Here is a 22,769-nt window from a genome sequence, read left to right as displayed (position 1 = left end):
ATGAGCCTGATCGCTTCCGACCAATTCCGCATCGTTGTCGGCCTCGGCAAGAGCGGCCTGTCCCTGGTGCGCTTCCTCGCGCGCCAGGGCTTGCCGTTCGCCGTGGTCGACACCCGTGCCAACCCGCCGGAACTGGCCACCTTGCGTGAGCAGTTCCCGCAGGTGGAAGTGCGTTGCGGCGAACTGGACGTGGACTTCCTCTGCCGCGCCAACGAGCTGCTGGTCAGCCCGGGCCTGGCCATCGCCACCCCGGCGCTGCAGGCGGCGTCCGCGCGCGGGGTCAAGCTGTCCGGCGACATCGACCTGTTCGCCCGTTATGCCAAGGCACCGATCGTCGCCATCACCGGCTCCAACGCCAAGAGCACGGTGACCACATTGGTCGGCGAGATGGCGGCGGCGGCCGGCAAGAAGGTCGCGGTCGGCGGCAACCTCGGCACCCCGGCGCTCGACCTGTTGAGCGATGAAGTGGAGCTGTATGTCCTGGAGCTGTCCAGCTTCCAACTGGAAACCACCGATCAGCTCAACGCCGAAGTGGCGACCTGCCTGAACATCAGCGAAGACCATATGGATCGCTATGCCTCGCTGGCCGCCTATCACCTGGCCAAGCACCGGATCTTCCGCGGCGCGCGCCAGGTGGTGGTCAATCGCGACGATGCTTTGTCGCGGCCGCTGGTGGCGGACGACCTGCCGTGCTGGTTGTTCGGTCTGGGCAAGCCGGACTTCAAGCGCTTCGGTCTGCTCGAGGAGAACGGCGAGAAATACTTGGCTTACCAGTTCGACGCACTGCTGGCGGTGCGCGAGCTGAAAATCCGTGGCGCGCACAATCAGGCCAACGCCCTGGCGGCGTTGGCCCTGGGGCATGCGGTCGGCCTGCCGTTCGAGCCGATGCTGGAGGCCCTGAAGCGCTTCGCCGGCCTGCCGCATCGCTGCCAGTGGGTCGGCGAGCGTGACGCCGTGAGCTACTACGACGATTCCAAGGCGACCAACGTCGGCGCCGCCCTGGCCGCCATCGAGGGCCTGGGCGCGGATATCGCCGGCAAGCTGGTGTTGATCGCCGGCGGCGACGGCAAGGGTGCCGACTTCTCGGCCTTGGCCAAGCCGGTCGCACGGTTCTGCCGCGCCGTGCTATTGCTCGGCCGCGATGCCGAGCGCCTGGCCGCGGCGCTCGGCGACGGCGTACCGCTGATCCGGGTAACCAGCCTGGAGGAGGCCGTGCGGCGCTCCGCAGAACTGGCCCAGGCGGGCGATGCGGTGCTGCTCTCGCCGGCCTGCGCCAGCCTGGACATGTTCAAGAATTTTGAAGAGCGCGGACGCCTGTTCGCCCAGGCCGTGGGGGCACTCGTCTGATGCTGGCCTTCCTGCGCCTGTACCCGTCCCCGCTGTTCGGCCGTCAGGGTGTGGATCTGGACTTTCCGTTGCTGGCCGGCTGCCTGGCCCTGCTCGGCCTGGGTCTGGTGATGATCGCTTCCGCCTCCACCGAGGTGGCCGCGGTGAATGCGGGCAGCCCGTTGTACTACATGCTCCGTCACCTGATTTACCTGTTGGTCGGCCTCGCTGCCGCCGTTGTGGTGCTGTTGGTTCCGCTGGCAAGCTGGCAACGCTTCAGCGCAATGGCGCTGCTGGCGGCCTTCGCCTTGCTGACGCTGGTGCTGGTGCCGGGTATCGGCCGGGAGGTCAATGGTTCGATGCGCTGGATCGGTTTCGGCGCCTTCAACGTGCAGCCGTCGGAAATCGCCAAACTGCTCGTGGTGATCTACCTGGCCGGTTACCTGGTGCGTCGTCAGGCGGAAGTGCGCGAAAGCTGGGCCGGTTTCTTCAAGCCCTTCATCGTGCTGTTGCCCATGGCCGGCCTGCTGTTGCTGGAGCCGGACTTCGGCGCCACCGTGGTGATGATGGGCGCCGCGGCGGCCATGCTGTTCCTCGGCGGCGTCGGCCTGCTGCGTTTCGGCCTGATGGTCGCCCTGGCCGTCGGCGCGGTGTTCGTCCTGGTGCAGACCCAGGAGTACCGCCTGCAACGCCTGATCACCTTCACCGACCCCTGGGCCGACCAATTCGGTTCCGGCTATCAGTTGACCCAGGCGCTGATCGCCTTCGGCCGGGGCGAATGGTTGGGTGTCGGTCTGGGCAACAGCATTCAGAAGCAGTTCTACCTGCCGGAGGCGCACACCGACTTCGTCTTCGCCGTGCTCGCCGAAGAGCTGGGCATGATCGGCGCGTTGACCACCGTGGCCTTGTTCGTCTTCGTCAGCGTGCGTGCCCTGTACATCGGTCTGTGGGCGGAGCAGGCCAAGCAGTTTTTCGCCGCCTATGTCGCCTACGGCTTGGCTTTCCTGTGGATCGGCCAATTCCTGATCAATATTGGGGTCAACATCGGCCTGCTGCCGACCAAGGGTTTGACCCTGCCGTTCCTCAGCTACGGCGGCAGTTCCCTGGTGATCTGCTGCGTCAGCCTGGCGCTGCTGCTGCGCATCGAGTGGGAGCGGCGCACCCAACTGGGTAGCGAGGATGTCGACTTCGCTGAGTCGGATTTTACCGAGGAGCCTGCCCATGCCCGGTAATGTGCTGATCATGGCCGGCGGTACCGGCGGGCACGTGTTCCCGGCGCTGGCCTGTGCGCGCGAATTCCAGGCGCGCGGTTACCGCGTGCACTGGCTGGGCACCCCGCGCGGCATCGAGAACGAATTGGTACCGGCCGCCAACCTGCCGTTGCATCTGATCGACGTCAGCGGGCTGCGCGGCAAGGGCAAGTTGTCGCTGCTCAAGGCGCCGTTGCAGCTGCTCAAGGCGCTGTTCCAGGCGCGCAAAGTGGTGCGCGAGCTGCAGCCGGTGTGCGTGCTCGGCATGGGCGGTTTCGTCACCGGTCCCGGCGGCCTGGCGGCCAGGCTGGGCGGCGCGCCCTTGATCATCCACGAGCAGAATGCCGTGGCCGGTACCGCCAATCGCAGCCTGGTGCCCTTCGCCAGTCGCGTGTGCGAGGCCTTCCCGAATACCTTCGGTGCTTCGGCCAAGCGCCGCACCACTGGCAATCCGGTGCGCGAGGAGCTGTTCCTGGAAACCCCGCGCGCGGCACTGCGCAATCGCCGCCCGCGCCTGCTGATCCTGGGTGGCAGTCTGGGCGCCGAGCCGCTGAACAAACTGCTGCCGGCCGCGCTGGCGTTGCTGCCGGGCGAGTTGCGCCCGGAGGTGTTTCACCAGGCCGGCAAGCAGCACGATGCAATTACTGGCGAACGTTACCGCGATGCCGGCGTCGAAGCGCAGGTCGCCCCTTTTATCAAGGACATGGCCGGTGCCTACGGCTGGGCCGACTTGGTGGTGTGTCGCGCCGGCGCCTTGACCGTCAGCGAACTGGCCGCCGCCGGTCTGCCGTCATTCCTGCTGCCGCTGCCGCATGCCATCGACGATCACCAGACCCATAACGCCGGCTATCTCGCCAGGGAGGGCGCTGCCGTCCTTCTGCCGCAACGCTCCACAGACGCCGCCACGCTGGCCGCCCAGCTGTCCGAGGTTTTGATGCACCCAGAACGATTGAAAGAAATGGCGCGCACCGCGCGGCGTCTGGCCAAGCCCGATGCAACCCGTACTGTTGTCGATATTTGCCTGGAGGTGGCCCGTGGTTGAGAGTCGCAAAGCTTTCCCGCAGCCTGAAATGCGCCGTATCCGCCGTATCCACTTCGTCGGTATCGGTGGCGCCGGTATGTGCGGCATCGCCGAAGTGCTGCTCAATCTGGGCTACCAGGTGTCCGGTTCCGACCTCAAGGCGTCGGCGGTCACCGAGCGTCTGCAGAGTTTCGGCGCGCAGATCCATATCGGCCACCGCGCCGAGAATGCCGAGAGTGCCGACGTGCTGGTGGTCTCCAGTGCCGTGAATACCGCCAACCCGGAAGTGGCCGCAGCCCTGGAGCGGCGTGTGCCGGTGGTGCCGCGTGCGGAAATGCTCGCCGAGCTGATGCGTTACCGGCATGGCATTGCCGTGGCCGGTACCCATGGCAAGACCACCACCACCAGCCTGCTGGCCTCGGTGTTCGCCGCCGGCGGCCTGGATCCGACCTTCGTCATCGGCGGCCGGCTGAATGCGGCGGGCACCAATGCCCAGCTGGGCACCAGCCGCTACCTGATCGCCGAAGCGGACGAGAGCGACGCCAGTTTCCTGCATTTGCAGCCGATGGTCGCGGTGGTCACCAATATCGACATGGATCACATGAGCACCTACGAGGGCGACTTCAACAAGTTGAAGAAGACCTTCGTCGAGTTCCTGCATAACCTGCCGTTCTACGGCTTGGCGGTGATGTGCGTCGACGACCCCATCGTGCGCGAGATCCTGCCACAGGTGAAGCGCCCGGTCATGACCTACGGCTTCGGCGAAGATGCCGACGTGCGCGCGATCAACGTGCGCCAGCAAGGCATGCAGACCTTCTTCACCGTATTGCGGCGCGACTGCGAACCGCTGGATGTGTCGGTCAACATGCCGGGCAACCACAACGTGCTCAATGCCCTGGCGACCATCGCCATCGCGACCGATGAAGGCATCAGCGATCAGGCCATCGTCCAGGGCCTGTCGGGCTTCCAGGGTGTCGGTCGGCGCTTCCAGGTCTACGGCGAACTGCCGGTGGCCGGCGGCAGCGTGATGCTGGTCGACGATTACGGCCACCACCCGCGCGAAGTCGCCGCGGTGATCAAGGCGGTGCGCGGCGGTTGGCCGGAGCGGCGTCTGGTGATGGTCTATCAACCGCACCGTTTCAGCCGTACCCGCGACCTCTACGAGGATTTCGTCCAGGTGCTGGCCGAAACCAACGTCCTGCTGCTGATGGAAGTCTATCCGGCCGGCGAAGAACCGATCCCCGGCGCCGACAGCAAGCACCTGTGCCACAGCATTCGCCAGCGCGGCCAGTTGGATCCGATCTACATCGAGCGCGGCGTCGAGCTGGCGCCGCTGATCAAGCCGCTGTTGCGTGCCGGCGACATCCTCCTGTGTCAGGGCGCCGGCGATATCGGCGGCCTGGCCCCGCAACTGTTGCAGAGCGCGCTGTTCGCCGCGGCTGCCGGCGAGTCGAAAGAGGCGGGGTGCAAATGAGCGGCGAAACCTTGAAATCGCACCTGCCCGTCACTGCCTTCGGCCGCGTCGCCGTGCTGTTCGGCGGCAAGAGTGCCGAACGCGAAGTCTCGCTGAAGTCCGGCAATGCGGTGCTCGGCGCCCTGCAAGATGCGGGCGTGGATGCCTTTGGCATCGATGTCGGCGACGATTTCCTGCAGCGTCTGTGCCGCGAGAAAATCGACCGTGCCTTCATCGTGTTGCACGGGCGTGGCGGCGAAGACGGCAGCATGCAGGGGCTGCTCGAGTGCGCCGGTATCCCTTACACCGGCAGCGGCATTCTGGCTTCCGCCCTGGCCATGGACAAGCTGCGCACCAAGCAGGTGTGGCAGAGTCTCGGCCTGCCGACGCCGCGCCATGCGGTATTGGCCAGTGCCGAGGACTGCCGCACCGCCGCGGCCGAGCTGGGTTTTCCGCTGATCGTCAAGCCCGCCCACGAAGGCTCGAGCATCGGCATGGCCAAGGTCGCCGATGTCGAGTCCCTGATCGCCGCCTGGCAGGACGCCAGCCGTTACGACTCGCAGGTGCTGGTCGAGCAATGGATCCACGGCCCGGAGTTCACCATCGCCGTGCTGCGTGGCCAGGTGTTGCCGCCGATTGCCCTGGGCACGCCGCATTCGTTTTACGACTACGACGCCAAGTACCTGGCCAATGACACCCAGTACCGCATCCCCTGCGGCCTCGATGCGGCCAAGGAAGAAGAGTTGCGATCCCTCAGCGCGCGGGCCTGCGAGGCGGTCGGCACCCAGGGCTGGGCGCGGGTCGATGTGATGCAGGACGCTGCCGGCCAGTTCTGGCTGCTAGAGGTCAATACCGTGCCGGGCATGACCGACCACAGTTTGGTGCCGATGGCGGCGCGTGCCGCCGGCCTGGACTTTCAACAACTGGTGTTGGCGATCCTCGCCGACAGCCTTGAGGCCCGGGGGTAAGCCATGATCGCCACTCTGCGCCACCAGCCAGGTTCTGCACGTGCTCCGTTGCGCGGCAAGCCTGCGCAGCGCGGCGCCAGCCGCCTGGTGGCCAAGGAGCCGATCAGCCTGCGCTTGCCCAGGCCCAATCTCTCTTTGCTCAAGCGCATCGCCTGGCCGCTGCTGCTGTTGCTGTTGGGCTTCGCCGCTTACGAGTTGGCGCAGCGTCTGCTGCCTTATGCCGATCGGCCGATCGCCAAGATCAGCGTCGAGGGCGACCTCAGCTACATCAGCCAGCAGGCGGTACAGCAGCGTATCGAGCCGTTCGCCAAGGCGAGCTTCTTCAGTGTCGATCTGCCGGGTATGCGCCATGAACTGGAGCAGATGCCCTGGATCGCCAGCGCGCAGGTACGTCGGGTATGGCCGGATCAGCTGCTGGTGCGTCTCGAGGAGCACTTGCCGATTGCCCGTTGGGGCGATGAAGCCCTGTTGAACAACCAGGGGCAAGCTTTCGCGCCCAAGGAACAGGCGAATTATCAGCACCTGCCGCAGCTGTATGGCCCCAAGCGGGCCCAGCAGAAAGTCATGCAGCAGTATCAGGTGCTCAGTCAGATGTTGCGTCCAATGGGCTTTTCCGTGGCGCGTCTGGAGTTGCGTGAGCGCGGCAGTTGGTTCCTCTCCACCGGGCAGGGCATCGAGCTGCTGTTGGGCCGCGACCACCTGGTGGAAAAAATGCGTCGCTTCAGCGCCATCTACGACAAGGCGCTGAAAGAGCAACAAACGAATATCGCGCGGATCGATCTGCGTTACGCCAACGGCCTGGCCGTGGCGTGGCGTGAGCCGGTTGCGCCCACGGCGGCCGATACCGCTGTCGTGCAGTGAATCAGGAGAAGGCAGCAACCATGGCAAATGTGCAGAGCGGCAAGATGATCGTTGGCCTCGATATCGGCACCTCCAAGGTGGTGGCGCTGGTCGGTGAAGTGACCGCCGATGGCCAGTTGGAAATCGTCGGTATCGGCACCCATCCGTCGCGGGGCCTGAAAAAGGGCGTGGTGGTGAATATCGAATCGACCGTACAGTCGATCCAGCGCGCGGTGGAAGAGGCGCAGCTGATGGCCGGCTGCCGGATTCATTCGGCCTTCGTCGGCGTCGCCGGCAACCATATCCGCAGCCTCAACAGCCACGGCATCGTCGCCATCCGCGATCGCGAAGTCAGCCCGGCCGACCTCGAGCGCGTGCTGGATGCGGCCCAGGCCGTGGCCATTCCGGCGGATCAGCGGGTGCTGCACACCCTGCCGCAGGATTACGTGATCGACAACCAGGAAGGCGTGCGCGAGCCGCTGGGCATGTCCGGCGTGCGCCTGGAAGCCAAGGTGCATGTGGTCACCTGTGCGGTGAATGCGGCGCAGAACGTCGAGAAGTGCGTGCGCCGCTGCGGCCTGGAAGTCGACGACATCATTCTCGAGCAGCTGGCCTCGGCCTATGCGGTGTTGACCGACGACGAGAAAGAGCTGGGTGTGTGCCTGGTCGATATCGGCGGCGGCACCACCGATATCTGCATCTTTACCGAGGGCGCGATTCGCCACACCGCGGTGATTCCGATTGCCGGCGATCAGGTCACCAACGACATCGCCATGGCCTTGCGCACGCCGACCCAATATGCCGAAGAAATCAAGATTCGTTATGCCTGTGCCCTGGCCAAGCTGGCCGGTGCCGGCGAGACCATCAAGGTGCCGAGCGTCGGCGACCGGCCGCCGCGCGACCTGTCGCGCCAGTCCCTGGCCGAAGTGGTCGAGCCGCGTTACGACGAGCTGTTCACCCTGATCCAGGCCGAGCTGCGGCGCAGCGGCTACGAGGATCTGATTCCGGCGGGCATCGTCCTCACCGGCGGCACTTCGAAGATGGAGGGGGCGGTCGAGCTGGCCGAGGAAATCTTCCACATGCCGGTGCGCCTGGGCATGCCGCACGGCGTCAAGGGTCTGGCCGACGTGGTGCGCAACCCGATTTATTCCACCAGCGTGGGCCTGTTGCTGTATGGCCTGCAGAAGCAGGCCGACGGCATCTCCATGTCGACCATCGGCAGTTACGGCGATGAACTCAAGGCGCCGGCATTCGAGCGCTTGAAGCGCTGGGTACAAAGCAATTTCTGATTTAGAACCGTGTGTGCAGTAGGCGTTACAACTAGAAAAGCAAAGGAGAGGGAAAATGTTCGAGCTCGTAGACAACATCCCGCAAAGTGCGGTCATCAAGGTAATTGGCGTGGGCGGCGGCGGCGGTAATGCGGTCAACCACATGGCGAAGAACAACATCGAAGGCGTCGAGTTCATCTGCGCCAATACCGATGCCCAGGCACTGAAAAATATCGGTGCGCGCACCATCCTGCAGCTGGGCACTGGGGTGACCAAGGGCTTGGGCGCAGGCGCCAACCCTGAAGTCGGCCGGCAGGCCGCCATGGAAGATCGCGAGCGCATCGCCGAAGTGCTGCAAGGCTGCGACATGGTCTTCATCACCACCGGTATGGGTGGCGGTACCGGCACCGGCGCCGCGCCGGTGATCGCCCAGGTGGCCAAGGAAATGGGCATTCTCACCGTCGCGGTGGTGACTCGTCCGTTCCCGTTCGAAGGGCGCAAGCGCATGCAGATCGCCGAAGAGGGCATTCGCGCCCTGGCGGAAAGCGTCGACTCGCTGATCACCATTCCCAACGAAAAACTGCTGACCATCCTCGGTAAAGACGCCAGCCTGCTGTCGGCGTTCGCCAAGGCCGACGACGTGCTGGCCGGTGCCGTGCGTGGCATCTCCGACATCATCAAGCGTCCGGGCATGATCAACGTCGACTTCGCCGACGTGAAAACCGTGATGAGCGAAATGGGCATGGCGATGATGGGCACCGGCTGCGCCAGCGGTCCGAACCGTGCGCGCGAGGCCACCGAGGCGGCGATCCGCAATCCGCTGCTGGAAGACGTCAACCTGCAGGGCGCGCGTGGCATCCTGGTCAACATCACCGCCGGTCCCGACCTGTCCCTGGGCGAGTACTCCGACGTCGGCAACATCATCGAGCAGTTCGCTTCCGAGCACGCCACCGTCAAGGTGGGCACCGTGATCGATCCGGACATGCGCGACGAGTTACACGTCACCGTGGTCGCCACGGGTCTGGGCGCGAAAATCGAGAAGCCGGTCAAGGTGATCGACAATACCGTGCAAGTCAGTGCACCGGCCGTCGCCCAACCCGCCCCGGCGCGTGGCGAGCAAAGCGTCAATTACAAGGACTACGAACGCCCCACCGTTCAGCGTCAAAGCCATGGCGGCGGTGCCACTGCGGCCAAGTTGAACCCGCAGGATGACCTGGATTATCTGGACATCCCGGCCTTCCTGCGGCGTCAGGTCGATTGATGGAATGCATCGGGAGTATTGGGGCGATTGGTGTTCAGCAAAGGCCGGTTCTGCTATCATCGCCGGCCATTGTTGAAAACAATTCGCAACTAGTGCTATAGCGGCCCAAGCCATGATCAGACAACGTACCCTGAAGAACATTATCCGCGCCACCGGCGTCGGCCTGCATTCCGGGGAGAAGGTATACCTGACCCTGAAGCCGGCACCTGTGGACACCGGTATCGTGTTCCGTCGCACCGACCTCGAGCCCATGGTGGAAATCGCCGCGCGTGCGGGTAATGTCGGTGAAACCACCATGTCGACCACCTTGGTCAATGGTGACGTCAAGGTGGATACGGTAGAGCACCTGCTTTCGGCCATGGCTGGCCTGGGCATCGATAACGCCTACGTCGAGCTCTCCGCGTCCGAAGTACCGATCATGGATGGCAGTGCTGGCCCCTTTGTATTCCTGATTCAGTCCGCTGGGTTGCAGGAGCAGGAGGCGCACAAGAAATTCATCCGTATCCTTCGCGAAGTAACGGTCGAAGAGGGCGACAAGCGCGCCACTTTCGTGCCGTTCGAAGGTTTCAAGGTGAGCTTCGAGATCGATTTCGATCACCCGGTGTTCCGCAACCGCACCCAGTCGGCCAGCGTGGATTTTTCCAGCACCTCTTTCGTCAAGGAAGTCAGCCGGGCGCGCACCTTCGGCTTCATGCGCGACATCGAGTTCCTCCGCTCGCAGAACCTGGCGCTCGGCGGCAGCGTGGATAACGCCATTGTGGTGGATGAGCATCGCGTGCTCAACGAAGACGGCCTGCGTTACGAGGACGAATTCGTCAAGCACAAGATCCTCGATGCCATCGGCGATCTCTACCTGCTAGGCAATAGCCTGATTGGCGAGTTCCGTGGCTTCAAGTCGGGGCATGCCTTGAACAATCGTCTACTGCGCGCGTTGATCGAGCAGACGGATGCTTGGGAAGTGGTCACCTTCGACGACATCAAGAATGCGCCTATCTCCTACATGCGCCCGGTTGCGGCGGTGTAAGCCAAAACTCTCATCCTTTGTGTTTTCAAGCCACCCTCGGGTGGCTTGTTTTTTCCTGCACGGCGACCCTGCAGCGGCGTCTTGATCCGGCTCGCTTGGGCATCATTCGTCGGGTTCGCCATGCTTGGCCAACCGCTCCAGCGCCGCGCGCAGCTTCGGGTCGGTAATGCCGTCGGCAGTGGCTTGGATGTGCTCGGCGGCGGCGCTGGAGAGGCTGATAGTGCGACCGGACGCACGCCTTTCGGCAGCTGGCGGTTGCACCTTGAACAGGATCTTGGTTAAGGTCGCGAACTCTTCGAGGGTCTGCAACTGCCTGAGCAGGCGTCGTTGTTGATAACGCAAGCGGGTGGCCCAGTGGCCATCGGTGACGATAAGAAGCAGGCAGCCCTCACGCCAGGACGCGACATGACAGTGTTCGCGGGCCGCGGGTTGCAGCTGGCTTGCCAGTAAGTGCTGTAGGCGATCGATGCGTTGCGCCTGGTTGAACAGCGCTTTCAAGGGCTTCGCTTCGCGCATTAGCGCGGCGGGTGCTTTAGCCGGCAAAGGACGAAACGTCATGGCAGGACGCCTGAGATTGTGGGGCCGCCATGGTAGCAGAATCCCTGCCGCCGACTTGGGCTCCGCCTATAAGGGGAAGCCATGCACATTATTCTACTCGATCGGAGTCACGGCGCCGCGCGCTCGCTGAGCCTGGATTTACGTTGGTTGCTGGTTGCGCTGGTCATGTTGATAGCGGCGGCGCTGGGCAGTGGGATTGCGGTAGGGGCGTGGGTCGTGCCGCAAGTGGATCGCCTGCCAGGCACTGCGCAGTTGACCGAAGCGCTGAATCGGCAGCGTGCGGAGGTGGGTGCGGTGCGGGTCGATGCGCAGCGGCAACTGGATGCCTTCGCCGCCCATGTTGCCGAGTTGCAGGCCCGTTTGACTCGTCTGGATGCGTTGGGCGAGCGGCTTACCGAGCTGGCCGAGCTGGATGCCAGTGAATTCGATTTTTCCCTGAATGTCGGTCAGGGCGGCCCGGAAGAACTGTTCGGTGGTTCGGCCTATGCGCCGCCGTCATTCATCAGCACCCTCGATGATCTAGCCCTGCGCCTGGACAGCCGCGAACAGCAGCTCGAGGTTCTCGAGCAACTGCTTGCCGACCGCCAACTGAATGAGGCCGAATACCTGGCTGGACGGCCGGTGTTGCAAGGCTATGTGTCGTCTCCGTTCGGCCGGCGTGCCGATCCGCTGACCGGCCGTTTGAGCGTGCACAAGGGCGTGGACTTCGCCGCCAAGGCCGGTAGTGATGTGGTTGCGGTAGCCGCTGGCGTGGTGACCGCCTCGGGCCGGCGCTCCGGCTATGGCAATACCGTGGAAATCAGCCATGCCGACGGTTACATCACCCTGTATGCGCATAATCGGAGCAACCTGGTGCAGGTTGGCGATCTGGTGCAGCGCGGCCAGGTTATTGCCAAGGTTGGCAGCACCGGCCGCTCTACCGGTTCCCACGTGCACTTCGAAGTTAGCCAAAATGGCCGGGTGGTCAATCCCTCCAGCTATATCGCGCGAGTCAGCAGCGTCGAATAACGCCGCTTTCTTCATCTCCGTTTCCGAGTAGAATGCCCCCTTCGCACGCAGCCATGAGGGCTGCATGGGCGACTCATGGGCCGCCCTCCATCCATACGCGTGGAAGATCCTGCCGATATGTTTGCGCCTTTGTTGAAAAAACTCTTTGGAAGCAAGAACGAGCGTGAAGTCAAGCGCATGCTCAAGACGGTTCAGGCCGTCAATGCCTTCGAGGAGCAGATGCTTGCACTCTCGGATGAGCAACTGCGTGCCAAGACCAGCGAGTTCAAAGCCCGTCTGGCCAAAGGCGAAACCCTCGACCAGTTGCTGCCGGAAGCTTTCGCCGTAGCCCGTGAAGCGGGCAAGCGTGTCATGGGCATGCGTCACTTCGATGTGCAGTTGATCGGTGGCATGACCTTGCATGAAGGCAAAATTGCCGAAATGCGTACCGGCGAGGGCAAGACCCTGGTGGGAACCCTGGCGGTCTACCTCAACGCGCTGGAAGGTAAAGGCGTGCATGTGGTCACGGTCAACGACTACCTGGCCCGCCGCGATGCCAATTGGATGCGTCCGCTGTACGAATTCCTCGGTTTGTCATTGGGCATCGTCACCCCGTTCATGCCGCCGGACGAGAAGCGTGCGGCCTATGCCGCCGACATCACCTACGGCACCAACAATGAGTTCGGCTTCGACTACCTGCGCGATAACATGGCCTTCAGCCTGGAAGATAAATTCCAGCGCGAGCTGAACTTCGCGGTGATCGACGAAGTGGACTCGATCCTCATCGACGAGGCGCGTACCCCGTTGATCATCTCCGGTCAGGCCGAAGACAGCTCCAGGCTGTATATCGAGATCAACAAGCTGATCCCGACCCTCAAGCTGCACGTCGAGGAAGAGGAGGGGGTGGTCACTCAGGAGGGCCATTACAAGGTCGACGAGAAGAGCCGTCAGGTCGAGCTGAACGAGGCCGGCCACCAGTTCGTCGAGGAAATGCTCACCGAGGTCGGCTTGCTGGCCGAGGGCGAGAGCCTCTACTCGGCGCATAACCTGGGCCTGCTGACCCATGTCTATTCCGGCCTGCGGGCGCACAAGCTATTCCAGCGCAATGTCGAATACATCGTGCAGAACGATCAGGTACTGCTGATCGACGAACACACCGGCCGCACCATGCCGGGCCGCCGCCTGTCCGAGGGGCTGCACCAGGCTATCGAGGCCAAGGAAGGGTTGCCGATCCAGGCCGAGAGCCAAACCCTGGCCTCGACCACTTTCCAGAACTACTTCCGCCTGTACAGCAAGCTGTCCGGGATGACCGGTACCGCCGATACCGAGGCCTTCGAGTTCCAGCAGATCTACGGCCTGGCGGTGATCGTGATTCCGACCAACCGGCCGATGGAGCGCAAGGATTTCAACGACTTGGTCTACCTGACCCAGGAAGAGAAGTACGCGGCCATCATCACCGACATCAAGGCATGCCAGGCTGAGGGGCGGCCGATCCTGGTCGGTACGGCGACCATCGACAGCTCCGAATATGTCTCGCGCCTGTTGACCCAGGAAGGCATCGAACACCAGGTGCTCAATGCCAAGTACCACGAAAAGGAAGCCGAGATCATCGCCCAGGCGGGGCGTCCCGGAGCCCTGACCATTGCCACCAACATGGCCGGTCGTGGTACCGACATCGTCCTGGGGGGGAACTGGGAGGTCGAAGTGGCCGCCCTGGAAAACCCCTCGGCCGAGCAGGTCGCGCAGATCAAGGCCGATTGGCAGAAGCGCCATCAGCAGGTGATCGAATCGGGTGGCCTGCATGTGGTCGCCTCCGAGCGGCATGAGTCGCGGCGTATCGACAATCAGCTGCGCGGCCGCTCCGGGCGTCAGGGCGACCCGGGCTCCAGCCGTTTCTACTTGTCGCTGGAAGACAGCCTGATGCGTATCTTCGCCTCGGATCGGGTGAAGAATTTCATGAAGGCTCTGGGCATGCAGGCAGGCGAGGCAATCGAGCATCGCATGGTCAGCAACGCCATCGAGAAGGCCCAGCGCAAGGTCGAAGGGCGCAACTTCGACATGCGTAAGCAGCTGTTGGAGTTCGATGACGTATCCAACGAGCAGCGCAAGGTGATCTATCACATGCGCAACAACTTGCTGGCTAGCGAGGATATTGGCGAAACCATTGCCGACTTCCGCAAGGAAGTGCTGGACGGCACCATCAACGAATATATCGCGCCGCAGTCGTTGCCCGAGCAGTGGAATATCGCGGGTCTGGAGGAGGCGCTCTACGCCAGCTTCAACCTCAGGCTGCCGATCCAGCAATGGCTCGACGACGACCACAAACTCTACGAGGAAACCCTGCGCGAGCGCATCCTCGACGAGCTGGTCAAGGCCTACAACGAGAAGGAAATCGAAGCCAGCGCCGAAGCCCTGCGCACCTTCGAGAAGCAGATTCTGCTGCGCGTACTCGACGACCTGTGGAAAGACCACCTGTCGACCATGGATCATCTGCGTCACGGTATCCACTTGCGTGGTTATGCGCAGAAGAACCCCAAGCAGGAATACAAACGCGAGTCCTTCGACCTGTTCCAGGAGCTGCTCAACTCGATCAAACGCGACACCATCCGGGTCTTGTCGCATGTCCAGGTGCGCCGCGAAGACCCGGCCGAGGAAGAGGCGCGTCTGCGCCACGAGGCCGAGGCACTGGCCGAGCGCATGCAGTTCCAGCACGCCGAGGCCTCGGCCCTGATGCAGCCAGACGCCGTGGCTGAGGACGGTGATGTGGCGGTTGCGCCGCCGCCAGTGCGTGCCGAGCCGAAGATCGGCCGCAACGAACCCTGCCCGTGCGGTTCCGGCAAGAAGTACAAGCATTGCCACGGTCAGCTCAACTGACCGGCTGGCCGACCCCGCACAGCGGAAAGGGTATTGGCTTTGGCTCTGCTTGAGCCCGCTCTACAACGCCGCGAACGGTTTAGCCGCTCGCGGCGTTTTACCATCGAACCCGGTCGTGCCCAGCGGCACGACACTTAAGTCCCTCAAGGAGCGCACTCTATGGCTGTTGGTCTTGGCCCGCTGTCTACCCTGCACCCGGTTCCAGGTTTCGAACTGGGTATCGCTTCGGCCGGCATCAAGCGCCCGGGGCGCAAGGATGTGGTAGTCATGCGCTGCGCCGAAGGCTCCAGCGTCGCCGGGGTGTTCACCCTCAATGCCTTCTGCGCGGCGCCGGTGATCCTGGCCAGGAAGCGCGTGCTGGGTAGCGTGCGCTACCTGCTGACCAACACCGGCAATGCCAACGCCGGCACCGGCGAGCCCGGCCTGCAGCATGCCGTGCGCACCTGCGCCGCCCTGGCGCAGTTGGCCGGTGTCGACGACAGCGCGGTGTTGCCGTTCTCCACCGGGGTGATCGGCGAGCCGTTGCCGGTGGAGAAGATCGAGGCTGCCTTGCAGGCGGCCCTGGACGACTTGGCGGGGGATCATTGGGCCGAGGCGGCCAGCGGCATCATGACCACCGACACCCTGCCCAAGGGCGCCAGCCGCCAGTTCGTGCATGACGGTGTCACCGTCACCGTCACCGGCATCAGCAAGGGCGCCGGGATGATCAAGCCGAACATGGCGACCATGCTCGGCTACATCGCCACCGACGCGAAAGTGGCCCAGGGCGTGTTGCAGGATCTGCTGCGCGACGCGGCGAACAAGTCGTTCAACCGCATCACCATCGACGGCGATACCTCGACCAACGACTGCTGCATGCTGGTCGCCACCGGCCAGGCGGCGCTGGCGGAAATCAGCCAGGCCAGCGGCGAACTGTTCGCCAAGCTCAAGGAAGCGGTGTTTGCGGTGTGCATGGAGGTGGCCCAGGCCATCGTCCGCGACGGCGAGGGCGCGACCAAGTTCGTCACCGTGCAGGTCAACGGCGGGGCGACCCATCAGGAGTGTCTGGACGTCGGTTACGCCGTGGCCCACTCGCCGCTGATCAAGACCGCGCTGTTCGCCTCCGACCCGAACTGGGGACGCATCCTCGCGGCGGTCGGCCGTGCCGGCGTGGCGCAGTTGGATGTGAGCAAGATCGACGTGTTTCTCGGCGAGCTGTGCATTGCCAGTCACGGTTGCCGGGCGGCCAGTTATACCGAGGAGCAGGGGGCGGCGGTGATGGCCAAAGAGGAAATCACCATTCGCATCGAGTTGGGCCGTGGTACCTGCAGCGAGACCATCTGGACCACCGACCTGTCTCACGAGTACGTCAAGATCAACGCCGAATACCGCACCTGATCTCGACCGGGACGCAATAGGGTTGTCTCTATTCCCGTTGTTCATGGCCCCATGAACAACGGGAATTTGCTATTGCGGCAGGCGCCTTTTAAGGTCGGCTGACACCCTCGGCAACCCTCTGTGCATGGAGCACGCTCATGTCCCTGACTCTGATCATCGGCAACAAAAACTATTCTTCCTGGTCGCTGCGTGCCGCCTTGGCGATGGAGCTGGCCGAGGCACCTTATAGCGAACTGCTGATCCCACTCGATCGCCCGGACAGCCGGGCGCGCATCCTCGAGCATTCGCCGACTGGCAAGGTGCCGCTGCTGCAGACCGAGGAGGGCCCGGTATGGGACTCCCTGGCGATTGGCGAATACCTGGCCGAACGCTTCCCCGAGGCCTACCTGTGGCCGCGTGGCGAGTACGCCCGTGCGGTGGCGCGTTCGGTCTGCGCCGAAATGCACAGCGGCTTCGCCGCGCTGCGCACGCACCTGCCGATGGATCTCAAACACGATCAGGCGCTGACTGCGATCCCGGCCGATGCCCAGGCGGATATCCAGCGCATCTGCGAACTCTGGGCCGACTGCCGGGCCCAGTTTGGCCAGGACGGCCCCTATCTGTTCGGCCATGCCAGCCTGGCGGACGCCTTCTTCGCCCCGGTGGCGGCGCGGCTGCGCAGCTACCGGGTCGAACTGCCCGAGGTGGCGGCGGCGTATGTGGCGACGGTCTACCAGTGGCCGGCATTCCAGCGCTGGTACCAGGCGGCGCAGGAGGAACGGCTGGGGTGAAACGCATCCATGTGGCGGCGGCGCTGATCCGCGCGGCGGACGGTCGCATCCTGATCGCCAGGCGCGCGGACGAGCAGCACCAGGGCGGCCTGTGGGAGTTCCCCGGCGGCAAGCTGGAGCCTGGCGAGACCGTGCAGGCGGCCCTGGCGCGCGAACTGGAGGAGGAGCTTGGGATTCGCCCGACGGTCACGCGGCCGCTGATCCAGGTGCGCCATGACTATCCGGACAAGCAGGTGCTGCTGGACGTCTGGGAGGTCTCGGCCTTCGTCGGCGAGCCCCATGGCGCCGAGGATCAGCCACTGGCCTGGGTCAGCCCGCGGCAGTTACCCGACTATGAATTTCCCGCGGCCAATCGGCCGATAGTCGCTGCCGCCCGTTTGCCCGAGCGCTACCTGATCACGCCGGAAGGCCTGGAGCCCCAGGTGCTGTTGCAGGGGGTGCGTGATGCCCTGGCGGCGGGCATTGGCCTGATCCAGCTGCGGGCGCCGGGGCTGTTCGATGCCCAGTACCGCGACCTGGCGGTGGACATCCAGGGCCTGTGCGCGGGCAAGGCGCAGCTGATGCTCAAGGGGCCGCTGGAGTGGCTCGGCGATTTCCCCGCCGCCGGCTGGCACCTGACCTCCGCCCAACTGCGCACCTACGCCGCCAAGGGAAGACCCTTCCCGGCCGCACGCTGGCTGGCGGCCTCCTGCCACGGCGCCGAGGAACTGGCCCTGGCCGCGCAGCTGGGGGTGGACTTCGTCACCCTGTCGCCGTTGCAGGCGACCCAGACCCATCCCCAGGCCCGGCCGCTCGGCTGGGCTCGCGCCCGCGAGCTGTTGCAGGGTTTCAATCGGCCGGCCTACCTGCTCGGCGGCGTCGGCCCGGCGGATCTCGAGCGAGCCTGGTCGGCCGGGGCCCAGGGCGTGGCGGGGATTCGCGCATTCTGGCCGGGTTGATCCGGCCGCTGGCTCAGCATCTGCGCGCTCAGTTTGAAGTCAGGTCTGCCTCGGACTGAGCCGCGAGTTCGCCAGCCGGAGCGGGGGCCAGCCGGTACAGCAGCAGGCGGTAGCAGCCCAGGCTGATCAGCCAGTCGAACAGCGCGGTCCACAGGTTGTGCGAGAAGAAGTACGCGCCCTGCAGCATGCGTCCGACCGAGAAGCTGATGCCCAGGGCCAGTGCCAGGGCCAGCGCCGCCTTGGCCAGGCGCGGGCGACGGTCGCGCAGGACGAAGAACAGCGCGAACAGCGAGAACCCCGCGCCCGCATGGCCGCCGGGCCAGCAGCGGCCTGGCTTGGCGGTCGGCGCGCGGCTGCCGAGCAGCGGCGTGTAGCTTTCCTGGCCGCCGAACTCGCTGAGGCTCCAGGGGCAGTGCACGCCGGTCAGGGCCTTGAGTGGCGTGACATAGCCGGTCGAAAGCCCCATCGCCAGCACCAGGTAACCCAGCGGGCGGCGCCATGCCCGCCAGCGCCCTACCAGCAGGCTGAGGACGAAGCCGACAATGGCCAGCAGGCCGATGAGGATCACCGCCTGCTTGGCCCGGTCATGCAGGATGCCTTCGAGAAACCCGCTATGCCGGCCAATAAAGCCCGCCTGCGGATCGTAGGCCCAGTGGGCGATGGCGAAGTCCAGCGCGGTCGGATCTGCCAGCAACAACAACAGCATCAGCGCGAGGGGCAGGCCAAAGCCCAGGTGGAAATTGAACGGCCGCGATGCGCCAGGGCGGAGTTCAAAGCGCATGGTCGCGTTCCTGGGCCTGGGCGGCGGCGAGTCGCCCGGTGCCGGTGGCGCGAGACGGCTGCCAGTCGAGCAGGTGGTGGTTGAAGTCGTAGCTGGCGCTCTGGTAGTAGCTGATATTGCGCTTGACCAGGGGATCGTTGGCCGTGGCACTCGATTCGTGGCTGAGACCCAGGGCATCGGCGTGACGGCGGATGCTCTGGCGTGGGCTGAGAATCGCCAGATCCTGCCCATCGAACAGGCCCAGGTGTTGGTAATTGCCAATCAGGGCGCGGCCTGGCGCGGCATCGGCGCGCAGCACATTGCGGCCAAAAAAGGTCGAGGTGTAATCGATGTTGAGCAGGCCCAGCAAGGTCGGCGCCAGATCGATCTGGCTGACCAGTGCGGCATGCTCGCGGGGTGCGATAAAGCCCGGGGCGTAGATGAACAGCGGGATATGGTAGTTGGCCACCGGCAGGTCTTCGCTGCCGGCGCTGCCCGCGGTGTGGTCGGCGACGAAGACGAACAGGGTGTTGGCGAACCAGGGTTTGTGCCGCGCCTGCTCGAGGAATTGGCCGATGGCGTAGTCGGTGTATTTCACCGCCCCCTCGCGGCCATCGCCCGACGGGATATCGATGCGTCCGCTTGGGTAGGTGTAGGGCCGGTGGTTGGAGGTGGTCATCAGTTGCAGGTAGAACGGCTTGCCGGCGGCATGGTCGGCGTCGGCCAGCTTCAGGGTCTGGCTATAGAGGTCTTCGTCGGACATGCCCCAGGCATTCTTGAACTGGATGCCCGGCTCGGCAACGCTGCTCTGATCGACCACACGGTAACCGTTGCCGCTGAAAAACGCGTTCATGTTGTCGAAATAGCCGCGTCCGCCATAGACGAAGGCGCTGTCGTAACCCAATGCCTGGAATTGTTGGCCGAGGCTGGCGAAACCGCTCTCGCGGCCGATGCGTTTGACGATGGAGCGCCCCGGCGTCGGCGGGATCGACAGGCTGATGGCCTCCAGCCCGCGGTCGGTGCGGGTGCCGGTGGCGTAGAAGTTGCTGAAGAACAGGCTCTGTTGGCGCAGGCGGTCGAGGTTGGGGGTCAGGCCGCGAGTATCGCCGAAGCTGCCCAGGTATTTGGCGCTGAGGCTCTCGATGGTCACCAGCACCACATTGCGTCGCTGCACCTGGCCGGGGTTGTCGATCCGCCGGCGAATATCCAGGGGATCGCTGCCGATAAAGCGTGCGTTGGGCTCGCTTAGCTCGGCGCGCAGCTGCTTGGCGATTTCGCCCTGGTTAAGGGTGGCGTAGAACTGTGGGTAATCCAGTTCGTTGTTGCGAAAGGCGGCGAAGAATTGGTAGGGGCCATTGCTGGCCAGTTCGCGCTGGTAGGCATTGCCATCCGTGCCGCGGGGGAAGTCCTGGTCGAGCAGCAAGCTGCTGACGCAGGCCGTCAGGATCAACCCGGCCGCTAGCCATGGCGTATCGCGCCAGCTCAACGGCGCTGCGTTGAGGGCGGCGTCAGTGGCTTTGCCCAAGAGCATGGCGGCAACCACCGCAATCACTGCCAGGGCGGCCAGCAGCGGGTAGATCGGGTAAGACTCGAGGATGTTGTTGAGCACCTCGTCGGAGTAAACCAGGTAGTCCACGGCGATAAAGTTGAAGCGCACCGCGAACTCGTCCCAGAACAACCATTCCGCCACGGCGGTAAACAGCATGGCGAACAGGCTGACGGCGACCAGCGCATGCAACAGGCCGCGGTGCCAGCGCTGCTGCCAGATCCTGCGTGGGCACAGCAGCAGGTAAAAGGCCAGCGGCAGTGCGGCGTAACAGACGAAACCCAGGTCATAGCCCAGGCCGGTGGCATAGACACGGGCCAGCTCGGCCAAGCCGAGATCCGCCGCAACGAGATGGCTGAGCAGCAAGACGCTACGGGTCAGGGCAAAAATCGTCAGCCAGGTCAGTAGAATCAGGGCGAGGTAACGCAGTTGAGCAAACTTCAAGGCTGGCATCGTATGATCCTGCAGCGAAAAGATGCCGTGCACTCTGCTCGTCGGTGTGTGAGGCGAATGTAGAAACCGCGTGAAAAAAACGTCAAATCGTTTCGACGCGCTCAAGGGCTAAACGGACATGCGCATTCTTGTGGTGGAAGACAATCGGGACATTCTGGCCAATGTCCTCGACTATCTGACGTTGAAGGGCTACAGCGTCGACTGCGCCCAGGATGGTCTGAGCGGCTTGCACCTGGCGGCCTCCGGGCATTACGACCTGATCGTGCTGGACATCATGCTGCCGGGCATCGACGGTTATCAATTGTGCCGGCGCTTGCGCGAGGATGCCCGCCGCGACACGCCGATCATCATGCTGACCGCCCGCGACGCCCTCGACGACCGTCTGCAGGGCTTGAATGCCGGGGCCGACGATTACCTGCTCAAGCCGTTCGCCCTGTCCGAGCTGGTGGCGCGGATCGAGGCCATCCTGCGGCGCAGCCAGGGCAGCCGTAAGCGCCAACTGCGAGTCGGCGAGCTGGCCTATGACCTCGATACCCTGCATGTCAGCCGCGCCGGGCAGCCGCTAAAACTCAATCCATTGGGCCTGAAGCTGTTGGCCGTGCTGATGCAGCGCAGCCCGGCGGTGGTTCGCCGCGAGGCACTGGAGGAGGCGTTGTGGGGCGACGATTGCCCGGACAGCGACAGCCTGCGCAGCCATATTCATCAACTGCGCTTGGTGCTCGACAAACCCTTCGCCACCCCGTTGCTGCACACCATTCACGGTATCGGTTATCGCCTGGCGGAGTCCGCAGATGGTGTCTAAGCAGCCGTTGTTGCGGCGTATCGTGATCGCCTTCGTGCTCATGACCCTGGTGGTCAGCGGGATACTGTCGCTGGGCATTGTCGCCAGCGTGCACTTCGTCGAGGAGCATCTGGTTTCCCAGGAGCTGGCGCGCGAACTGGACACCGTGATCCAGGACGACCTGGGCAGCGGCAGAGCGCCTCGGCTGGATGCCAGTACGCGGTTTTTCGCGTCGGACTTGCCCGACTATCCCGTGCCGCAGCAGTTCGCCGCGGCCGAGGAGGGGTTTTCCGAGGTGATCGAGGGCGACCAGGCGTTTTATCTGTTCAAGCGCAGCAGCGGCAACGGCCTGGTCTCTATGCTGGTGCAGGAGCAGCACGAGTTCGAGGCGCGCGAGCAGGTGTTGTTCGATGTGGTGCTGGCCGGTTTTCTGCTCAGCGTACTGGTCGCCTGGGGGCTCGGTTGGTTGCTGGCGCGGCGGGTGATGGCGCCGGTGATCCGGCTGGCCAATCAGGTGCGTCACCGCGATCAGTTGCACGCGCTGGCACCGGCCTTGGCGCCGGAATACCCGGACGATGAAGTCGGCCACCTGGCGGCGGCCTTCGATAGCACGCTCGGCCAGTTGCGCCATTCTCTGGAGCGCGAGCGCCTGTTCACCAGTGACGTCAGCCATGAACTGCGCACGCCGCTGATGATCATTGCCAGCTCCTGTGAGTTGCTGGCCGAGGCGCCCGATCTGGATGCCCGCCAGCGCGAGCAGGTACAGCGCATTGGCCGCGCGACCGAGGAAATGCGTGATCTGGTGCAGACCTTTCTGATCCTGGCGCGGGCCAGGTTGCAGGAGTCGAGCCAGGGCGGCAGCGCGACCCTGGCCGCGGTGGCCGATGAACAGAGCAAGCGCTGGGCGCCCTTGATGCGCGAGAAAGGCCTGCAGTTCCAGTTGATCGAGCGAGGCCAGGATGACGCGCAGTACAACCTGACGTTCCTGCGCACGGTGATCTCCAATCTGCTGCGCAATGCCTTGCACTACACCGAGCAGGGCACGGTGCGGCTGATCCTCGAAAACGGCAGCTTTCGCGTCGAGGACAGCGGCGTCGGCATTCCCCAGGATCAGCAGGCACAGATGTTCCAACCCTTCGTGCGGGGTACCCAGGCGCGGGGCGAAGGCTTGGGGTTGGGCTTGTCTCTGGTCAAGCGGATCTGTACGCACCAAGGCTGGGCGGTGCAGGTGCGCGATTTGCCACCGCAGGGCAGCGTGTTCGAGGTCAGCTTGCGGCGCTGATGACGCCGGCGCATGGCGTGCGGCCTGTTCGG

At 64.3% G+C, this 22,769-nt stretch carries 19 protein-coding genes; 16 read left to right on the top strand and 3 right to left on the bottom strand.

All coding sequences use genetic code 11. The features are described from left to right. The 9 genes from murD to lpxC all read left to right on the top strand — a co-directional run bounded on the left by murD (position 1) and on the right by lpxC (position 10,411). Complete coding sequence (gene murD / locus P8H27_RS01380) at positions 1 to 1,347, top strand: UDP-N-acetylmuramoyl-L-alanine--D-glutamate ligase (RefSeq protein ID WP_289634826.1); 1,347 nt, start codon at positions 1 to 3, stop codon at positions 1,345 to 1,347. Then, the gene (gene ftsW / locus P8H27_RS01375) at positions 1,347 to 2,558 is read left to right on the top strand and encodes a putative lipid II flippase FtsW (RefSeq protein ID WP_289634825.1); all 1,212 of its coding nucleotides are present in this window, start codon (positions 1,347 to 1,349) and stop codon (positions 2,556 to 2,558) included. The genes murD and ftsW overlap by 1 nt, the downstream gene beginning before the upstream one ends. Next, positions 2,548 to 3,618, top strand: a complete 1,071-nt coding sequence (murG, locus tag P8H27_RS01370) for an undecaprenyldiphospho-muramoylpentapeptide beta-N-acetylglucosaminyltransferase (protein WP_289634824.1) — start codon at positions 2,548 to 2,550, stop codon at positions 3,616 to 3,618. Before ftsW ends, murG begins: the two co-directional genes overlap by 11 nt. A 28-nt stretch (positions 3,619 to 3,646) precedes the next feature. Beyond that, positions 3,647 to 5,071 (top strand): UDP-N-acetylmuramate--L-alanine ligase, encoded by a 1,425-nt coding sequence (gene murC, locus P8H27_RS01365; protein WP_289634887.1) that lies wholly within the window; start codon positions 3,647 to 3,649, stop codon positions 5,069 to 5,071. Further along, positions 5,068 to 6,018, top strand: coding sequence for a D-alanine--D-alanine ligase (locus tag P8H27_RS01360; protein ID WP_289634822.1), 951 nt, complete (start codon positions 5,068 to 5,070; stop codon positions 6,016 to 6,018). Before murC ends, P8H27_RS01360 begins: the two co-directional genes overlap by 4 nt. A gap of 3 nt (positions 6,019 to 6,021) precedes the next feature. Then, positions 6,022 to 6,879, top strand: coding sequence for a cell division protein FtsQ/DivIB (locus P8H27_RS01355; RefSeq protein WP_289634821.1), 858 nt, complete (start codon positions 6,022 to 6,024; stop codon positions 6,877 to 6,879). 20 nt (positions 6,880 to 6,899) lie between these two features. After that, positions 6,900 to 8,147, top strand: coding sequence for a cell division protein FtsA (gene ftsA / locus P8H27_RS01350; RefSeq protein WP_289634820.1), 1,248 nt, complete (start codon positions 6,900 to 6,902; stop codon positions 8,145 to 8,147). Between the two features lie 55 nt (positions 8,148 to 8,202). Continuing rightward, complete coding sequence (gene ftsZ / locus P8H27_RS01345; protein WP_289634819.1) at positions 8,203 to 9,387, top strand: cell division protein FtsZ; 1,185 nt, start codon at positions 8,203 to 8,205, stop codon at positions 9,385 to 9,387. 112 nt (positions 9,388 to 9,499) lie between these two features. Beyond that, positions 9,500 to 10,411, top strand: coding sequence for a UDP-3-O-acyl-N-acetylglucosamine deacetylase (gene lpxC, locus P8H27_RS01340; protein ID WP_289634818.1), 912 nt, complete (start codon positions 9,500 to 9,502; stop codon positions 10,409 to 10,411). Between the two features lie 102 nt (positions 10,412 to 10,513). On the opposite strand, the gene P8H27_RS01335 is transcribed toward lpxC, so the two are convergent. After that, on the bottom strand, positions 10,514 to 10,969 hold the full coding sequence (locus P8H27_RS01335) for a DciA family protein (RefSeq protein WP_289634817.1): 456 nt from the start codon (positions 10,967 to 10,969) through the stop codon (positions 10,514 to 10,516). Positions 10,970 to 11,050: 81 nt separating this feature from the next. On the opposite strand from P8H27_RS01335, the gene P8H27_RS01330 reads away from it, so the two are divergent. The 5 genes from P8H27_RS01330 to P8H27_RS01310 all read left to right on the top strand — a co-directional run bounded on the left by P8H27_RS01330 (position 11,051) and on the right by P8H27_RS01310 (position 17,915). Then, positions 11,051 to 11,977 carry a M23 family metallopeptidase gene (locus P8H27_RS01330; protein WP_289634815.1) on the top strand — a complete coding sequence of 309 codons (927 nt, stop codon included), beginning with the start codon at positions 11,051 to 11,053 and terminating at the stop codon, positions 11,975 to 11,977. Positions 11,978 to 12,094: 117 nt separating this feature from the next. Beyond that, complete coding sequence (gene secA, locus P8H27_RS01325) at positions 12,095 to 14,830, top strand: preprotein translocase subunit SecA (protein WP_289634814.1); 2,736 nt, start codon at positions 12,095 to 12,097, stop codon at positions 14,828 to 14,830. A gap of 159 nt (positions 14,831 to 14,989) precedes the next feature. Beyond that, positions 14,990 to 16,207, top strand: coding sequence for a bifunctional glutamate N-acetyltransferase/amino-acid acetyltransferase ArgJ (gene argJ, locus P8H27_RS01320; RefSeq protein WP_289634813.1), 1,218 nt, complete (start codon positions 14,990 to 14,992; stop codon positions 16,205 to 16,207). 137 nt (positions 16,208 to 16,344) lie between these two features. Beyond that, a complete protein-coding gene (locus P8H27_RS01315; protein ID WP_289634812.1) occupies positions 16,345 to 16,977 on the top strand; it encodes a glutathione S-transferase family protein in 633 nt (210 codons plus the stop codon). After that, positions 16,974 to 17,915, top strand: a complete 942-nt coding sequence (locus P8H27_RS01310; RefSeq protein WP_289634811.1) for a Nudix family hydrolase — start codon at positions 16,974 to 16,976, stop codon at positions 17,913 to 17,915. The genes P8H27_RS01315 and P8H27_RS01310 overlap by 4 nt, the downstream gene beginning before the upstream one ends. A gap of 28 nt (positions 17,916 to 17,943) precedes the next feature. Here the strand turns inward: P8H27_RS01310 and P8H27_RS01305 are convergent, their stop codons facing one another. Further along, positions 17,944 to 18,696 (bottom strand): phosphatase PAP2 family protein, encoded by a 753-nt coding sequence (locus P8H27_RS01305; protein ID WP_289634810.1) that lies wholly within the window; start codon positions 18,694 to 18,696, stop codon positions 17,944 to 17,946. Continuing rightward, positions 18,686 to 20,674 carry an LTA synthase family protein gene (locus P8H27_RS01300; RefSeq protein WP_289634809.1) on the bottom strand — a complete coding sequence of 663 codons (1,989 nt, stop codon included), beginning with the start codon at positions 20,672 to 20,674 and terminating at the stop codon, positions 18,686 to 18,688. Before P8H27_RS01300 ends, P8H27_RS01305 begins: the two co-directional genes overlap by 11 nt. A 118-nt stretch (positions 20,675 to 20,792) precedes the next feature. Between P8H27_RS01300 and P8H27_RS01295 the strand changes: the two genes are divergently transcribed. Together P8H27_RS01295 and P8H27_RS01290 are read left to right on the top strand one after the other, a co-directional pair. Further along, the gene (locus P8H27_RS01295; RefSeq protein WP_289634808.1) at positions 20,793 to 21,476 is read left to right on the top strand and encodes a response regulator transcription factor; all 684 of its coding nucleotides are present in this window, start codon (positions 20,793 to 20,795) and stop codon (positions 21,474 to 21,476) included. Next, positions 21,466 to 22,737 carry a HAMP domain-containing sensor histidine kinase gene (locus tag P8H27_RS01290; protein ID WP_289634807.1) on the top strand — a complete coding sequence of 424 codons (1,272 nt, stop codon included), beginning with the start codon at positions 21,466 to 21,468 and terminating at the stop codon, positions 22,735 to 22,737. Before P8H27_RS01295 ends, P8H27_RS01290 begins: the two co-directional genes overlap by 11 nt. The last annotated feature ends 32 nt before the right edge of the window (positions 22,738 to 22,769 follow it).

Source organism: Pseudomonas sp. sp1636, from assembly GCF_030376615.1.
Taxonomy (GTDB): domain Bacteria; phylum Pseudomonadota; class Gammaproteobacteria; order Pseudomonadales; family Pseudomonadaceae; genus Aquipseudomonas.
Note: the sequence above shows the minus strand (reverse complement) of the source record. Positions and strands in the feature narration are given on the sequence as shown.

Coding starts and splice junctions, on each gene's coding strand:
- murD (WP_289634826.1), top strand. CDS start 1: ATGAGCCTGATCGCTTCCGACCAATTCCGCATCGTTGTCGGCCTCGGC.
- ftsW (WP_289634825.1), top strand. CDS start 1,347: ATGCTGGCCTTCCTGCGCCTGTACCCGTCCCCGCTGTTCGGCCGTCAG.
- murG (WP_289634824.1), top strand. CDS start 2,548: ATGCCCGGTAATGTGCTGATCATGGCCGGCGGTACCGGCGGGCACGTG.
- murC (WP_289634887.1), top strand. CDS start 3,647: ATGCGCCGTATCCGCCGTATCCACTTCGTCGGTATCGGTGGCGCCGGT.
- P8H27_RS01360 (WP_289634822.1), top strand. CDS start 5,068: ATGAGCGGCGAAACCTTGAAATCGCACCTGCCCGTCACTGCCTTCGGC.
- P8H27_RS01355 (WP_289634821.1), top strand. CDS start 6,022: ATGATCGCCACTCTGCGCCACCAGCCAGGTTCTGCACGTGCTCCGTTG.
- ftsA (WP_289634820.1), top strand. CDS start 6,900: ATGGCAAATGTGCAGAGCGGCAAGATGATCGTTGGCCTCGATATCGGC.
- ftsZ (WP_289634819.1), top strand. CDS start 8,203: ATGTTCGAGCTCGTAGACAACATCCCGCAAAGTGCGGTCATCAAGGTA.
- lpxC (WP_289634818.1), top strand. CDS start 9,500: ATGATCAGACAACGTACCCTGAAGAACATTATCCGCGCCACCGGCGTC.
- P8H27_RS01335 (WP_289634817.1), bottom strand. CDS start 10,969: ATGACGTTTCGTCCTTTGCCGGCTAAAGCACCCGCCGCGCTAATGCGC.
- P8H27_RS01330 (WP_289634815.1), top strand. CDS start 11,051: ATGCACATTATTCTACTCGATCGGAGTCACGGCGCCGCGCGCTCGCTG.
- secA (WP_289634814.1), top strand. CDS start 12,095: ATGTTTGCGCCTTTGTTGAAAAAACTCTTTGGAAGCAAGAACGAGCGT.
- argJ (WP_289634813.1), top strand. CDS start 14,990: ATGGCTGTTGGTCTTGGCCCGCTGTCTACCCTGCACCCGGTTCCAGGT.
- P8H27_RS01315 (WP_289634812.1), top strand. CDS start 16,345: ATGTCCCTGACTCTGATCATCGGCAACAAAAACTATTCTTCCTGGTCG.
- P8H27_RS01305 (WP_289634810.1), bottom strand. CDS start 18,696: ATGCGCTTTGAACTCCGCCCTGGCGCATCGCGGCCGTTCAATTTCCAC.
- P8H27_RS01300 (WP_289634809.1), bottom strand. CDS start 20,674: ATGCCAGCCTTGAAGTTTGCTCAACTGCGTTACCTCGCCCTGATTCTA.
- P8H27_RS01295 (WP_289634808.1), top strand. CDS start 20,793: ATGCGCATTCTTGTGGTGGAAGACAATCGGGACATTCTGGCCAATGTC.
- P8H27_RS01290 (WP_289634807.1), top strand. CDS start 21,466: ATGGTGTCTAAGCAGCCGTTGTTGCGGCGTATCGTGATCGCCTTCGTG.